Source organism: Thiobacillus sp. 65-1402, from assembly GCF_001897685.1.
GTDB lineage: Bacteria > Pseudomonadota > Gammaproteobacteria > Burkholderiales > Thiobacillaceae > Thiobacillus.
Window position 1 is genome coordinate 1 of record NZ_MKUG01000076.1, and the last position, 14,475, is coordinate 14,475.

The following is a 14,475-nucleotide window of genomic DNA, read 5'->3' on the forward strand; positions in this document are numbered from 1 at the left end:
TCGCCGACCAGGGCGACCGGGGCGTCGGCTTCCGGCAGCGCAGCGACGGCGCTGACCTCGGAGAGCTTGCCGAGCGCGGCGATGTAGGGCGCCAGTGCGTTGATCGCGGTGGCGTCGCCTTCGATCACCAGCGGCACGCGCTGGGCGGGCGACAGGTTCATCTCGCCGCGCAGGGTGCGGCAGGCGTTGACCAGTTCCTTCAGCAGTTGAATGCGCGCGACGCTGCCGGGATGCCGCTGAGTCTCATCGACCTGCGGATAGGGCGCGAGCATGATGCTGTCGCCGCCATCGCCGGAGGGCGATGCCATAGAAACAGCGCCGGCGAGCGGGGCGACTTTTTGCCACAGTTCTTCGGTGATGAAAGGAATGATCGGGTGGGCGAGGCGCAAGGTGGATTCGAGCACCGTCGCCAGCGTGCGGCGGGTGGCACGCTGCTGCTCCGGCGTGCCGTTGTTCAATTGCACCTTGGCGAGTTCCAGGTACCAGTCGCAGTATTCGTCCCACACGAATTCGTAGACTGCGCGTGCGGCCTGGTCGAAGCGGTAGGCGGCGAAGGCCTCGCGCACCTCGCCGACGGCCTGCTGCAGGCGTGCGGCGATCCATTTGTCCGCATCCGAGAAGTCCATCGTCTGGCTCACGTCCTGTCCGCAGTCGTGGCCTTCCAGGTTCATCAGCGCGAAGCGGGTGGCGTTCCACAGCTTGTTGCAGAAATTGCGGTAGCCCTCGGCGCGCTGCAGGTCGAACTTGATGTCGCGGCCGTGCGTGGCCAGGCTGGCGAAAGTGAACCTTAAAGCATCGGTGCCGTAGGCGGCGATGCCTTCGGGAAACTCCTTGCGGGTGCGCTTCTCGATGCCGGCGGCCTGCTTGGGATTCATCAGGCCCTGGGTGCGCTTGGCGACGAGTTCGTCGACCGCGATGCCATCAATCAGATCGATCGGGTCGAGCACGTTGCCCTTCGACTTGCTCATCTTCTGGCCTTCGGAATCGCGCACGAGTCCGGTGACGTACACCTCGCGGAACGGCACCTTGCCGGTGAAGTGCAGCGACATCATCACCATGCGGGCGACCCAGAAGAAGATGATGTCGAAGCCGGTGACCAGTACCGAGGTCGGCAGGTAGCGTTCGAGCTCAGGCGTTTGCTCCGGCCAGCCCAGCGTCGAGAAGGGCCACAACGCGCTGGAGAACCAGGTGTCGAGGACGTCGTTGTCCTGCGTCAGCTCGCGTCCCCCGGCCTGCTTCCTGGCCTCTTCCTCGGTGTGGGCGACGTAGAAGTTGCCGTCGGCGTCGTACCACGCCGGAATGCGATGGCCCCACCACAGCTGGCGCGACACGCACCAGTCCTGGATGTTTTCCAGCCACTGGCGATAGGTGGTGGTCCAGTTCTCCGGCACGAACTTCAGCTCGCCCGAATCGACTGCGGCGAGACCCTGCTTGGCGAGACCCCCCATGCTCATGAACCACTGGTCGGTGAGCATGGGCTCGATGACCGCGTGGGTGCGGTCGCCGCGCGGGATCATCAGCTTGTGCGGTTTGGCCGACACCAGCAGGCCCTTGGCCTGCAACTCATCGAGCAGTTTCTGGCGCGCGTCGTAGCGGTCCAGGCCCTGGTATTCGGTCGGGCAGAGGTCGTTCATCTTCGCGTCGAGCGTCAATACGCTGATCGCCACCAGCTTGTGGCGCTGCCCCACCTGCCAGTCGTTGAAGTCGTGCGCCGGCGTGATCTTGACCACGCCGGTGCCGAACTCGCGGTCGACGTACTCGTCGGCGATGACGGGGATGCTGCGCTTGGCGATCGGCAGGCGGACATGCTTGCCGATGAGATGCCGGTAGCGTTCGTCCTCGGGATGCACCGCCACGGCGCTGTCGCCGAGCAGGGTTTCCGGGCGGGTGGTGGCGACGGTCAGGTAACCGGAGCCGTCTTCCAGCGGATAGTTGATTTCCCAGATGAAGCCGTCTTCTTCGGCGCTGACGACTTCGAGGTCGGATACCGCGGTCTGCAGCACCGGGTCCCAGTTCACCAGCCGCTTGCCGCGATAGATCAGGCCTTCGCGGTAGAGCCGCACGAACACTTCGGTGACGGCTTTCGACAGGCCGGCGTCCATGGTGAAGCGCTCGCGGCTCCAGTCGGGGCTGGTGCCGAGCCGCCGCATCTGGCGCGTGATGGTGGAGCCGGAGTGCTCCTTCCACTCCCACACCTTGTCGAGGAATTTCTCGCGGCCGAGGTCGTGGCGCGAGACGCCCTGCGCGTCGAGCTGGCGTTCCACCACGATCTGCGTGGCGATGCCGGCGTGGTCGGTGCCGGGTTGCCACAGCGTGTTGTCGCCCGCCATGCGGTGATAGCGGGTGAGCGCGTCCATCAGGGTGTGCTGGAAGGCGTGCCCCATGTGCAGCGTGCCGGTGACGTTGGGCGGCGGCAGCATGATGCAGTAGGCGGGGACATCGGGCGCGTCGCCGGCCTTGAAGTAACCGGCGCTTTCCCACTGGGCGTACCAGCGCTTTTCGATGTCAGCCGGTTCGAAGGATTTGGCGAGTTCCATGGCGTGCGGGCAAAGCGGTGATTATCCCAAAAAGGCCGTGACCCGTCCCGAAAAACCTGCGTGACGGGCGACAAAACACCGCCGAACCCCGTTTCAGGACGAAGGATCGCGTGGCTGCTTGAGCTTCTCGGCGACGGCATCGCGCACGATCTCGCGCACGTTGACGTCGAGCTGATTGAGCAGACTGGCCACGGTTTCATCGAGATTTTTGCGCAGCTCGGCGGCGACCTGCTTTTCCATGACTTCGGACAAGCGGGGCGCCAGTTCGCTCATCAACTGTTCAGCCAGGGTGTCGCTGACGGCGGCTGCGGATGTTTCGGGCGATGCGGGAAAAGTCGCTGCTGCAGTCGCAGCTGGGGGCAGGGGCGCGCTTGCAGCGGGCGGCGTGCCGCGCTCGATCACCTGGGTCAGCACCGGCAGCCAGGCATCGGGCGGTGCCGCCTGTTCGGACGGCGCGTGCCCGGAAGGCGCGTCGCGACCGTCCTCGATGCCGCCGCGATGCTTTTTCAGCAGCGCATCCATTTTGCTCAACAAGGGGCTGTCGCTCATGTCGGCCTCGTGCTTATCCGGCGTGCTGGCGCAGGTCGTGCGTTTGCAGAGCGTAGCCGCGCGTCTGGTAAAACCGGTAGCGCGCGCGCCCCTGCTCGCGCCCGGCTTCGTCCTGGCCGACGATTTCGACCAGGCGTTCGAAGCGGGCAAAGGCGGGCGGTTGTTCGCGGTGCAGGTTGATCATCACGTCTGCCTGGCGCAGGGCGTCGGCATCGGTGCCGATCAGCACCGGCGTCTCGCCTGCCAGTGGGTCGCCGTCGCGGCAGTGCGGCACGAAGCTTAGCGCGGGCGCACTCCACAGCAGACGGTCGATGGCATCGGCAATCGCCGGGTCGGGCGCGTAAATCATCACCTGCTTGCCCTGGCCGTGTGCCTTGGCGGCGACGCGGCGGGCGACGTCGAGCGGGTTGTCGGCAAAGGTGTAGAAGGTGATTTCGGTCACTGCCGGCGGCTTATTTCTGGGCGCGGTTCAGGAGAAAATGCACCAGCAGCGACACCGGGCGGCCGGTCGAGCCCTTTTCGCGGCCGCCTTTCCAGGCGGTGCCGGCGATGTCGAGGTGCGCCCAGTGATATTTCTTGGCGAAGCGCGACAGGAAGCAGGCCGCGGTGATCGAGCCGGCCGGGCGGCCGCCGATGTTGGCCATGTCGGCGAGGCTGCTCTTCAGTTGCTCCTGGTAGTCGTCCCACAGCGGCATGCGCCAGACGCGGTCCCAGGCATGGTCGGCGGCGTGCTCGATTTCGCGCGCCAGCGGATCGTGGTTGCTGTAGAGCGCGCTGGGATGGGCGCCGAGCGCGATCACGCAGGCGCCGGTCAGGGTGGCCAGGTCGACCACCGCGTCGGGCTCGAAGCGCTCGGCGTAGGTCAGGGCGTCGCACAGGATGAGGCGGCCTTCGGCGTCGGTGTTGAGGATTTCGATGGTCTGGCCGGACATCGAGGTGACGATGTCGCCGGGCTTGTTGGCGTTCGCATCCGGCATGTTCTCGCAGGCGGGGATGAGGCCGACGACGTTGAGCGCAAGCCCCAGTTCGCCGATGGCGCGGAAGGCGCCGATGACCGCGCCGCCGCCGCTCATGTCGTAGTTCATCTCGTCCATTTCGGCCGGCGGCTTGAGCGAAATGCCGCCGGCGTCGAAGGTGACCGCCTTGCCGACCAGCACCACCGGCTTGTCGCCCTTGGCGCCGCCTTCATGCTTCAGCACGATGAAGCGTGGCGGCTTGTCGCTGCCCTTGCCGACCGACAGGAAGGATCCCATGCCGAGCTTGTCGCAGGCGGCATAGTCGAGGATCTCGCTGCGGAAGCCGTAGGCCTTGGCCAGCTTTTGCGCCTGGCCGGCCAGGTATTCGGGGGTGCATATGTTGGACGGGGTGTTGCCCAGATCCTTGGCGAGATTGATGCCACGGGCAATCGCCAGGCCGCGTGCCAGGCCGACCTCGCCATACTTGAGTTCGCCGCGCCGCGAAACTGCGAAGACCACGCGCTTGAGCGGGCGGCGTGCCTCGCTCGGCTTGCTCTTCATATGGTCGAAACGGTACAGCGCATCGTGGGCGCTGATCACCGCCTGTTCGATGTTCCAGGTGACGTCGCGCTTCCTGACCGGGATTTCGCTGAGGGTGATGGCGGCTTCCATCGAGCCGGTGTCGCGCAGGGTCTTCACCGCGCTGGCGATGGCATCGCGGTAGGCTTTTTCGTGGAACTCGCGTTCCTTGCCGAGGCCGACCAGCAGGATGCGGTCGGCCAGAATGTTGGGTACCTTGTGCAGCAGCAGCGTGCTGCCGGCCTTGCCTTCCATGTCGCCGCCGCGCAGGATGTCCGACAGATAGCCGTCGCTGGCGCGGTCGATGTCGATCGCCGGAGCCGACAGCTTGCGGCTTTCGAACACGCCGACGACGACACAGGCGGTGCGCTGCTTTTCGGGCGCGCCGCTTTTTATGCTAAATTCGAGTTCGATGTCCTTGCTTTCCATGTCTGTGCTCAAAAAAATGCAATTTGCCGGTCGGGCGATTATTGGCGCAGCCGCAGTGGAATGTCAAAAGCACGTTCGTGCTCCGAATGCCCCCCGGATAGCTCCATGCTCTATCGCCGTGCGCTGACCCGCGAAATGGGTCTTGCCACCGGCGCCGTGCTGACGGTGCTGATCGCGATTGCGCTGGTGGTGCTGTTCATCCGCTTGCTGGGCGACGTGGCGCGGGGCGAGCTCGCCAACGAGGCGGTATTCGCCTTTCTCGGCTTCTCGTTGCTGTATTTTCTGCCGGTATTGATGACGATCGCGCTGTTCGCCGGCGTGCTGCTGCCGCTGTCGCGCATGTGGCGCGACAGCGAAATGGTCATCTGGCTCAATGCCGGGCTGTCGCTCACGCAATGGATGCGGCCGGTGCTGACGTTCGCCGTGCCGTTTTCGCTGGTGATCCTGTTGCTGACGCTGGTGCTCAATCCGTGGGCGCAGACCAAGAAAAGCGAATACCGCCAGGATTTGCGCAGCCGCAGCGAAAGCTCCCTGATCGCGCCCGGACTGTTTGCCGAATCCAGCGCCGGTCAGCGCGTTTATTACGTCGAATCGCTCAACCCGCTGACCGGCATCGTGCGCAACGTGTTCATGCAGTCGCGCATCGACGGCCAGCTCGGCCTGGTGGTGGCGCGCGAAGGCAGCCACACCCAGCTGCCCGACGGCTCGCGCTATCTGGTATTCAAGGATGGACGCCGCTATGAAGGCATCCCCGGCCAGCTCGACTACCGCATCGTGCAGTTCGAACGCTACTGGATGCGGCTCGACCCGGTGGCTGCCGGCGGCAAGGAAACCGGCATTCGCCAGGCACCGCCGGGCGAGCTGATCGGCGATGCGTCGCCGCCGGCGCGCGCCGAACTGCTGTGGCGGCTGGGTGTGCCGCTCAGCGCGCTGATTCTTGCCGTGATGGCGATTCCGCTCAGTTTCGTCAACACACGGGCGCGCCGCTCCTATGGGCTGGTGATCGCACTGCTCTTGTATTTCGTTTACAGCAATCTGCTGTCGCTGTCGCAGGCCTGGGTGGCGCAGGGCAGGCTCAATCCGTGGGCGGGGATGCTGTCGTCGCATCTGTTGATGCTGTTCGCCGTGGTCGCCCTGTTTTACATGCGCACGCGCCAGCATGGTGCGCGCCGGAGGCGGTCATGAAGCTGCTGGCGCGCTATCTGGCGGGCCAGGTGCTGGCGGCGTCGGCATTCGTGCTGCTGGGCCTGCTGGTGCTGTTCGCCTTTTTCGACGTGATGCAGGAGCTCGGCAGCCTGGGGCGCAACAATTATGGCCTGGGGCAGGCAGCCGTGGTGGTGCTGCTCAGCCTGCCCGGGCACTTGTATGAAATCCTGCCGGTGGCGGCGCTGATCGGCACCTTGTTCGCGCTGTCCCGCCTGGTGGGCAATTCGGAATTCGCGGTGATGCGGGTATCGGGCCTGTCCAGTTGGCGTGTGGCGTCCTATTTCGCTGCGATCGGCGTGATGTTGTCGCTGCTGGTGCTGGTGTTGGGCGAATACGTCGCGCCGTGGTCCGAACAGACGGCGCAGCGCTATAAATTGGCCGCCACCCGTTCGGTGGTGGCGCAGCAGTTTCGCTCCGGCCTGTGGGTCAAGGACGGCAGCGCCTTCATCAACGTGCGCGAGGTGATGCCCGACAACACCCTGCGCGGCATCGAAATTTACGGCTTCGATGCCGCTGGCCGCCTCGGCTGGATCCGCGCCGCCGCCGAGGCCAGCTGGCGCGGCAACCAGACCTGGAGCCTGCAGCAGGTGGTGGAAACGCGCTTCGATACCGACGGCATCCACGCCACCCGCAGCGCGCGCCAGGACTGGCAGTCGGTACTGACGCCCGACATCCTCAGCGTGCTGCTGGTGGCGCCGGAGAAAATGTCGGCGCGCACCCTCTGGCGCTATGTGGCGCATCTCAAGGAAAACGGCCAGAAGGCCACGCGTTACGAACTTGCCCTGTGGACGAAATTTCTCAGCCCGTTCGTCATCCCGATCATGATGCTGATCGCCATGCCGTTCGCCATCCAGGGGCCGCGTTCCGGCGGCACCAGCAGCAAGATTTTCATCGGCATTCTGGCCGGCCTTGGCTTTCATTTGCTGAGCCGGCTGTTCGGCCATCTCGGCCTGCTGAACGACTGGCCTGCGGTTGTGGTGTCGATCCTGCCGTTGCTGATCTTCCTGGCCATCGCGCTGATGGGTATCCGATGGGTGGACCGGCGCTAGATTCACTGCCGCAGCGTTTGGCGGTGTGCCTGAATACGCGCGAGCCGGCGGCCAAACTCGCCTGCGTGCATGCGCTGCAGGCAGACTGGCAGGCGGGCCGGATCGATTGTGCGGGCGAGGTGCCGCGTATCCCCATCGAGCAGCCTGGACATCCCGAAAAACCGCTGCAGGTCCCGCCGCAGAAAGTGCCGCGCCGCCGTGCCGACACGCTGCCCGGCCGCGCAGCCCTCGTCCATGCGCTGGCGCATATCGAATTCAACGCGATCAATCTGGCGCTCGACGCCGCCCACCGTTTTGCCGGCATGCCGGCCGCGTATTACGCCGACTGGCTGCGCGTGGCGGACGAGGAGGCGCTGCATTTCGCGCTGCTGAACGCGCATCTGGCTACGCTGGGATATGCCTACGGCGATTTTCCGGCGCACAACGGCCTGTGGGACATGGCGCTGAAAACCGCGCACGACCCGCTGGTGCGCATGGCGCTGGTGCCGCGCGTGCTGGAAGCGCGCGGGCTCGATGCCGCGCCGCTGATCGTCGACAAGCTCCGCGCTGCGAACGACATGCGCATGGTCGAGATCCTCGCCGTCATCGAGCGCGATGAGATCGGCCATGTCGCCATCGGCAGCCACTGGTTCGGCTGGCTGTGCGCGGCGCGCGGGCTGCGGCCCGAAACGACGTTTCGCCAGCTGCTGGTCGATTACGATGCGCCGCCGCTGAAACCGCCGTTCAATCTGGCGGCGCGCCGCAAGGCCGGTTTCTGCGAGTCCGAGCTGGCCTGGCTGAGTTCGCTCTAGCCTGCTTACAGGCCCAGCGTGGTCGCCGACACGGCGGCCGGCGCGCGCTGCCACATGCCTTCGAAATCCTGATGCAGCGCCACGGCGCTGCCGGGGTCGTCCGGATGCAGGACGCCGTGCACCGCGGCCTTGTCGGCGCGCAGCAGCACGCCGTGGCGGTCGGCCAGCACGAATGCCTGGCCGGGGCGCGGCGCGTCGGGGTCGGCCTGGCGGATTTCGAGGATATGGCCGAAATCGCGCAGCAGCTGCATCAGGCGGGGATGGTCGCCTGCAACGCGGCCAATGTCATCGAGCAGCAGCTCGATGCGGCGCCCGCCGCCAGCCACGCACAGCGCGCGCAGAGCCGCGTGGCGGGGGGCGTGGTCGAGGTCGAACAGACTCAGGTCGTGGTCGTACAGGCGCAGCCGGCGCTGCGTGGCGGCGAGCAGCGCGTCGAACGCGGCGCGGAGTTCGGCCGGGGTTTCGAGGGCATTCATTCGGCGCCGATCTCCAGCCAGCCGGCCCGGTACCAGTCATGCAGGCGCTTGCGCAGCGCGGCCGGCAGCGGCGCGGGGTGGCGGCGCCGGTCGGCCAGCTGCCGCAGTGCGGCGGTTTCGCCGGCCTGCGGCGTGAAAGCCTCACCATTGATGAAAAAGCGTTTGCCCGCAAACAGCAGGCGCGACCTGGGATCGAGCGCCACGCCGGCCTTGCCTGCCTGTCGGTCGAAGGCGGCTTGGCCGAGCGGGGTGTCCGGCGGGTCGAAAAATACATTCGGCTTGGGTTCGGACAGATAGCGCCCGGCGAACTCGGCGATGTCGCGTTTGGTCCATTTGATGTGGGCGATCATGTCTTCGATTTGCGCCAGCATCGCCCGGCCGATTTCGCCGGGGTGGGCTGGTCGGCGCAGGTCGGGGTCGGCATAGCGGCCTTCCAGCGCGAGGGTGTCCTGCAGGTGCATCAGGAAGCCGTGCGCCAGTTCTTCGGCGGCGGGCGCGCGGAAGCCGATCGAATAGGTCATGCAGGCATCCACGGCGACGCCGTAGTGCGCGACGTGCGGCGGCAGGTAGAGCATGTCGCCGGGGCCGAGCACCCACTCGTCCTCCGCCTTGAAGCGGCGCAGGATTTTCAGCGGCGCATCGTCGATCAGCGCGAGGTCCGTCTGCGTACTGATCTGCCAGCGGCGGTGCCCCTGGCCCTGCAGCAGAAAAACGTCGTACGAATCGAAATGCGGGCCGACGCTGCCGCCGGGCACGGCGTAGCTCGCCATCAAATCGTCGAGGCGGGCGTGCGGTATGAAATTGAAGCGCGCCAGCAAGGCGTCGGCTTCGGGCAGAAAATGGTTGAGCGATTGCACCAGCAGGGTCCACTCGGTTTCCGGCAGGCGCCTGAAATCGCTTTTCCGGAACGGGCCGTGATCGAGCTGCCAGTCGCTGCCGCTGCCCCGGATCAGGCGCGATTCGACGTCGTCGCGACAGGCCAGTTGCCGCATCTCGGCGGGCGACAGAAGTCCGGCAAAGCCCGGTATCGCGTTGCGGATCAGCAGCGGGCGTTTGTGCCAGATCTCGCGCAGGAAGCGGGTGGGGCTGAGGCCGCCAAGCAGGGGGGTCGTCATGGGCGGAATTATAACGGTGCGATTGGATGCCCCCTGTTAGAATGCTGCCGAAAAATACGCGGTGGAACTGCCCATGTTGAAAGCTGGAGATCGCGCGCCGGATTTTTCCAACCCGGATGCGGACATGAATATCGTCGAACTGTCCCAGTTCCGGGGGAAAACCCTGGTGCTGTATTTTTACGTGCGCGACGACACGCCCGGGTGCACCGCCGAGGCGATCGAGTTTTCCGAACTGGAGAACGATTTCGCCAGGCTGGGGGCCAGCGTGCTCGGCGTGTCGCGCGACGACTGCATCAAGCATGGCGAGTTTCGCGACAAGCACGGCATCAGCGTGCGCTTGCTGGCCGACAAGGAACAAACGACCTGCGCAGCCTATGGCGTGCTGCAGGACAAGGAGGTGGACGGCGTCATGCGTAAAAGCATGGCGCGTTCCACCTTCGTCATCGACAAACAGGGCGTCATCCGTCACGCACTGTACGGCGTTTCCAGCCGCGGGCACGCGGCGGAAGTGCTTCAACTGGTTGCTTTAATGAGCAAAGGGGAACTCAATTGAATATCGGCAAGGACACCGTCGTCACCATCACCTACATCGTCCGCGACATGGAGGGCAAGCTGCTGGAGGAGAGCGACGAACCGGTCAGCTACCTGCACGGCGGCTACGACAACATCTTCCCGCTGGTGGAGCAGGCGCTGGAAGGCAAGGCAGTGGGCGATCAGATCGACCTCAAGCTGCAGCCGGCCGACGCCTTCGGCGAATACGAGGAAGACCTGGTGCGGCTGGAGCCGCGCGACGCCTTCCCCGACGACATCGAGGTCGGCATGCAGTTCGTCGGTTCGCCGGTCGACGGCAGCGAGGAAATGCTCTACACCGTGACCGAGATCGCCGAAGACAAGGTGGTGGTCGACGGCAATCATCCTTATTCGGGGCAGTCGGTGCATTTCCAGTGCGTAGTGGCCGAAGTGCGTGCCGCCTCGCCGGACGAGGTTTCGCACCGCCACGCGCATGGCGCTCACGGCCATCACCATCATTGAGGAAGCTGCACGGCAAACGCCGCCGGGCTGCTAAAATGCCCGGCTAACCTGTGTTCTGTGACCGCCTTGTGAAGACCCCCGATGAAAACCACTTTCCTCGACTTTGAGCAGCCGATTGCCGAACTCGAAGCCAAGATCGAAGAGCTGCGCTTCGTGCAGGACGACTCCGCGCTGGATATTTCGGAGGAAATCCGCCGTCTGCAGAAGAAGAGCCAGACGCTGACCAAGGACATCTACGCCAAGCTCAACGCCTGGCAGGTGTCGCAGGTGGCACGCCATCCGCAGCGGCCGTACACGCTCGATTACGCGCAGGGCCTGTTCACCGATTTTGCCGAGTTGCACGGCGACCGCGCCTTCGCCGACGATGCCGCGATCGTCGGCGGCATGGCGCGCTTCAACGGCGAACCGGTGATGGTGATAGGCCACCAGAAAGGCCGCGACACCAAGGAGAAGATCTACCGCAATTTCGGCATGCCGCGCCCGGAAGGCTACCGCAAGGCATTGCGCCTGATGCGCCTGGCGGAGAAGTTCGGCCTGCCGATTTTCACCTTCATCGACACGCCCGGCGCCTACCCGGGCATCGGCGCCGAGGAGCGCGGCCAGTCCGAGGCCATCGCACGCAATTTGTACGCGATGGCCGAACTGCGGACGCCGATCGTCTGCTCCATCGTCGGCGAAGGCGGCTCCGGCGGCGCGCTGGCGATCGGCGTCGGCGACCGCACGCTGATCCTGCAATACTCGACCTATTCGGTGATCTCGCCCGAAGGCTGCGCCTCGATCCTGTGGAAGAGCGCCGACAAGGCGTCGGTCGCCGCCGAAACCCTGGGCATCACCGCCGACCGCCTGAAAGCGAACGGGCTGGTCGACCGCATCATCGAAGAACCGCTGGGCGGCGCGCAGCGCGACTGGGATGTCATGTTCCAGTCGATGCGCCGCGCGCTGACGGATACCCTCGCCGAGTTGCGCAAGCAGCCGGTCGATGCGCTGCTGACCGCACGTTACCAGCGCCTGCGGGCGTATGGCAGCTTCAAGGGAACCCCTGTCAAATAAGGCCGCCGCCGCGGTGGCGGACAGCCTGGTTCGCCACGTCCCCCGCCACGCACGTCTGACGCTGGCGCTGTCGGGCGGGCTCGACTCGGTGGTGCTGCTCCACGCCTTGCTGGCGCAGCGCCGCCAACACCCTTTTGAGCTGCGGGCGGTGCATGTGCATCACGGCCTGTCGCCGCATGCCGACCGTTGGGCGGATTTCTGTGCGCAGCTGTGCGCCTCGCGCGAGCTTGAATTAAGCATCCATCGCGTACGGATCGCGCGCGACGATGCGGCCGGCATCGAGGCGGCGGCACGGCGCGAACGTCAGCGCATTTTCGCCGCGCTGGACACCGACTTTCTGCTCACCGCGCATCAGCAGGACGACCAGGCCGAAACGCTACTGCTGCAGCTGCTGCGCGGCGCGGGGCCGAAAGGCCTGGCGGCAATGGCGGAGTCGCAAGTCCGGCCCGGATGGCGGGCCGCGCATCTGCGGCCGTTGCTGGGCGTGCCGCGCGCCGGGCTGCTGGATTACGCGCAGGCGCACGGCCTGGCGTGGGTCGACGACGAGAGCAATCAGGATACCCGCTACCGCCGCAATGCCTTGCGCCAGCAGGTGATGCCGCTGCTGGCCGCGCATTTCCCCGGCGCCGGCGTCACCCTCGCGCGCGCTGCCGCGCTGCAGGCCGATGCGGCCGAGTTGCTGGACAACCTGGCGCAGCTCGATGCCGTGGCGGCCGTTGCCGGCGATCGCCTCGATTGTGCGGCGCTGGCCGCTTTGAGCCGGCCGCGCGCGCGCAATCTGCTGCGCCACTTCATCGAGCGGCAGGGTCAGCCCATGCCGTGCGCGCGGCAGTTGAACGAGGCGCTGCATCAACTGCTGGATGCGCGACACGATGCGCGCGTGTGCGTCAGGCTGGGGCCGATGGAGGTATGGCGCTTTCGAGGCGGAGCCTACCTCGCAGCGGTGGCGCCAGCCCCCGCCGCGCCGGTGCGCTGGCAGGGGGAAGCGGCGCTGACGGTGCCGTCCGCGGGGGTGAACGTGCGCATGGATGCCGAGCTGGGCGCTGGCCTGAAACGCGCCATGCTGGCGGCGGGAGAGGTCACGCTCGGGGTGCGCCAGGGCGGCGAGCGCCTGCGTCTGCATGCGGGCGGGCCTCGCCGCAGCCTGAAGAACCTGTTGCAGGAGCGTGCCGTCCCGCCTTGGCAGCGCGACCGCCTGCCGCTGCTGTGGTGCGACGGACGCCTGCTGTGGGCGGCCGGCATCGGCTTCGATGCCGACGCGCGGGCGGCGCCCGGCGAGCCCGGCATCGTCCCGCGCGCGATGGCTTAATCGTTGCGCTTTTCGGGCGTGTAGGCGGTGTGCAGGCGCACTGCGTCGGCGCGCCGCCGCTGCATGCGGATGTTGAGCATTTCCACCACCAGCGAGAAGGCCATGGCGAAATAGATGTAGCCTTTTGGCACGTGGTGGCCAAAGCCCTCGGCGATCAGCACCACCCCCACCGCAACCAGGAAGGACAGCGCCAGCATCTTGATGCTGGGGTGGGCCGAGACGAAGCGGCCAATCGCGCCCGCAAACAGCATCATCAGCGCAACCGAGGCGACCACCGCCGCGACCATCACGACGATGCTCTCCACCATGCCGACGGCGGTGATGATGGAATCCAGCGAAAACACGAGATCGACCACCATGATCTGCAGGATGACGGCAGCGAAGGTGGCCTTGACCACGCTGGAACTGTGGCCCTCCTCACCTTCCAGCGATTGATGGATTTCGCTAGTGCTTTTCCACAGCAGGAACAGCCCGCCGCCGATCAGGATCAGGTCGCGCCCCGAGATGTCCTGATCCAGTACGGTAAACAACGGCGCCGTCAGGCCGATGATCCATGCCAGCACCAGCAACAGGCCGATGCGCATGAACATGGCCATGCCCAGTCCCAGCCGGCGCGCCAGTTCGCGCTGCTTTTCCGGCAGCTTGTCGACCAGGATGGAAATGAAAATGATGTTGTCGATGCCAAGCACCAGTTCCAGTGCGGTGAGCGTGGCAAAAGCGATCCAGGCGTTGGGGTCGGTCAGGAGTTCGAGCATGGGGAAGACGGTAGACGGAGATGGGAACAGGCACGCACTATACTCAGGCGCGGCGGATTTGACATGCCGCACGGGGCAGAAAATTTGCCTGCGGCGCACGCGGCGCAGCGAAAACCACCGGCTGGGGCAAGACAGGCGGGGGCGGGCCGTGCTATCCTAGCGGGCTGATTTTCATGGTTTTTTGTACGATTTTTCTCATTTGTCCGGAGTATTCACATGGCTGTTCAGCGCACTTTTTCCATCATCAAACCCGATGCCGTCGCCAAAAACGTGGTGGGCAAGATCGTCAGCCGCTTCGAGAGCAACGGCCTCAAGGTGGTGGCGTCCAGAATGAAGCACCTGTCGCGCCAGGAGGCCGAAGGCTTCTACGCAGTGCACCGCGAGCGTCCTTTCTTCAAGGATCTGGTCGACTTCATGGTGTCGGGTCCGGTGGTGCTGCAGGTGCTGGAGGGCGAAGACGCGATCGCCAAGAACCGTGCGCTGATGGGCGCGACCGATCCGAAGAAGGCCGAACCCGGCACCATCCGCGCCGACTTCGCCGAGAGCATCGATGCCAACGCCGTGCATGGCTCCGACGCGCCGGAAACCGCCGCGATCGAGATCGCCTATTTCTTCCCTGCCTGCGAAGTCTACAGCCGCTGA

The 14,475-nt window shown here is 65.7% G+C and carries 15 protein-coding genes; 8 read left to right on the forward strand and 7 right to left on the reverse strand.

Annotation, left to right across the window (positions count from 1 at the left end; translation table 11 throughout):
- The 4 genes from BGO62_RS06380 to BGO62_RS06395 form a co-directional block, all read right to left on the reverse strand.
- Positions 1 to 2,537: valine--tRNA ligase (locus tag BGO62_RS06380; RefSeq protein ID WP_296640354.1), on the reverse strand; the 2,537-nt coding region annotated here is incomplete at its 3' end.
- Positions 2,538 to 2,630: 93 nt separating this feature from the next.
- A complete protein-coding gene (locus BGO62_RS06385; protein WP_296640358.1) occupies positions 2,631 to 3,086 on the reverse strand; it encodes a hypothetical protein in 456 nt (151 codons plus the stop codon).
- Between the two features lie 13 nt (positions 3,087 to 3,099).
- Complete coding sequence (locus tag BGO62_RS06390; protein ID WP_296640361.1) at positions 3,100 to 3,528, reverse strand: DNA polymerase III subunit chi; 429 nt, start codon at positions 3,526 to 3,528, stop codon at positions 3,100 to 3,102.
- 10 nt (positions 3,529 to 3,538) lie between these two features.
- A complete protein-coding gene (locus BGO62_RS06395; protein ID WP_296640364.1) occupies positions 3,539 to 5,050 on the reverse strand; it encodes a leucyl aminopeptidase in 1,512 nt (503 codons plus the stop codon).
- Positions 5,051 to 5,155: 105 nt separating this feature from the next.
- Here BGO62_RS06395 and lptF point away from each other — a divergent pair, with 105 nt between their 5' ends.
- From lptF to BGO62_RS06410, 3 genes are read left to right on the forward strand one after another with little or no spacing between them, the layout of a single operon-like run.
- The gene (gene lptF, locus BGO62_RS06400; protein ID WP_296640366.1) at positions 5,156 to 6,235 is read left to right on the forward strand and encodes an LPS export ABC transporter permease LptF; all 1,080 of its coding nucleotides are present in this window, start codon (positions 5,156 to 5,158) and stop codon (positions 6,233 to 6,235) included.
- A complete protein-coding gene (gene lptG, locus BGO62_RS06405) occupies positions 6,232 to 7,305 on the forward strand; it encodes an LPS export ABC transporter permease LptG (RefSeq protein ID WP_296640370.1) in 1,074 nt (357 codons plus the stop codon). Before lptF ends, lptG begins: the two co-directional genes overlap by 4 nt.
- Entirely contained in the window at positions 7,287 to 8,096 is an 810-nt protein-coding gene (locus BGO62_RS06410; RefSeq protein WP_296640372.1) for a ferritin-like domain-containing protein, read from the forward strand. Before lptG ends, BGO62_RS06410 begins: the two co-directional genes overlap by 19 nt.
- 5 nt (positions 8,097 to 8,101) lie before the next feature.
- Here BGO62_RS06410 and BGO62_RS06415 read toward each other — a convergent pair whose 3' ends face one another.
- Complete coding sequence (locus BGO62_RS06415; protein ID WP_296640377.1) at positions 8,102 to 8,572, reverse strand: hypothetical protein; 471 nt, start codon at positions 8,570 to 8,572, stop codon at positions 8,102 to 8,104.
- Positions 8,569 to 9,687 carry a cupin domain-containing protein gene (locus BGO62_RS06420; protein ID WP_296640382.1) on the reverse strand — a complete coding sequence of 373 codons (1,119 nt, stop codon included), beginning with the start codon at positions 9,685 to 9,687 and terminating at the stop codon, positions 8,569 to 8,571. The genes BGO62_RS06415 and BGO62_RS06420 overlap by 4 nt, the downstream gene beginning before the upstream one ends.
- 73 nt (positions 9,688 to 9,760) lie before the next feature.
- Here BGO62_RS06420 and BGO62_RS06425 point away from each other — a divergent pair, with 73 nt between their 5' ends.
- The 4 genes from BGO62_RS06425 (at position 9,761) to tilS (ending at position 13,078) form a co-directional block, all read left to right on the forward strand.
- Positions 9,761 to 10,240: a peroxiredoxin gene (locus BGO62_RS06425; protein ID WP_296640384.1), complete on the forward strand. Its 480-nt coding sequence runs from the start codon at positions 9,761 to 9,763 to the stop codon at positions 10,238 to 10,240.
- Positions 10,237 to 10,719 (forward strand): peptidylprolyl isomerase, encoded by a 483-nt coding sequence (locus BGO62_RS06430; RefSeq protein ID WP_296640388.1) that lies wholly within the window; start codon positions 10,237 to 10,239, stop codon positions 10,717 to 10,719. Before BGO62_RS06425 ends, BGO62_RS06430 begins: the two co-directional genes overlap by 4 nt.
- An 81-nt stretch (positions 10,720 to 10,800) precedes the next feature.
- Positions 10,801 to 11,769 (forward strand): acetyl-CoA carboxylase carboxyltransferase subunit alpha, encoded by a 969-nt coding sequence (locus tag BGO62_RS06435; RefSeq protein ID WP_296640390.1) that lies wholly within the window; start codon positions 10,801 to 10,803, stop codon positions 11,767 to 11,769.
- On the forward strand, positions 11,738 to 13,078 hold the full coding sequence (gene tilS, locus BGO62_RS06440) for a tRNA lysidine(34) synthetase TilS (protein WP_296640394.1): 1,341 nt from the start codon (positions 11,738 to 11,740) through the stop codon (positions 13,076 to 13,078). Before BGO62_RS06435 ends, tilS begins: the two co-directional genes overlap by 32 nt.
- Here the strand turns inward: tilS and BGO62_RS06445 are convergent.
- On the reverse strand, positions 13,075 to 13,833 hold the full coding sequence (locus BGO62_RS06445) for a TerC family protein (RefSeq protein ID WP_296640397.1): 759 nt from the start codon (positions 13,831 to 13,833) through the stop codon (positions 13,075 to 13,077). The genes tilS and BGO62_RS06445 overlap by 4 nt on opposite strands.
- Positions 13,834 to 14,049: 216 nt before the next feature.
- On the opposite strand from BGO62_RS06445, the gene ndk reads away from it, so the two are divergent.
- Positions 14,050 to 14,475: a nucleoside-diphosphate kinase gene (ndk, locus tag BGO62_RS06450; protein WP_296640399.1), complete on the forward strand. Its 426-nt coding sequence runs from the start codon at positions 14,050 to 14,052 to the stop codon at positions 14,473 to 14,475.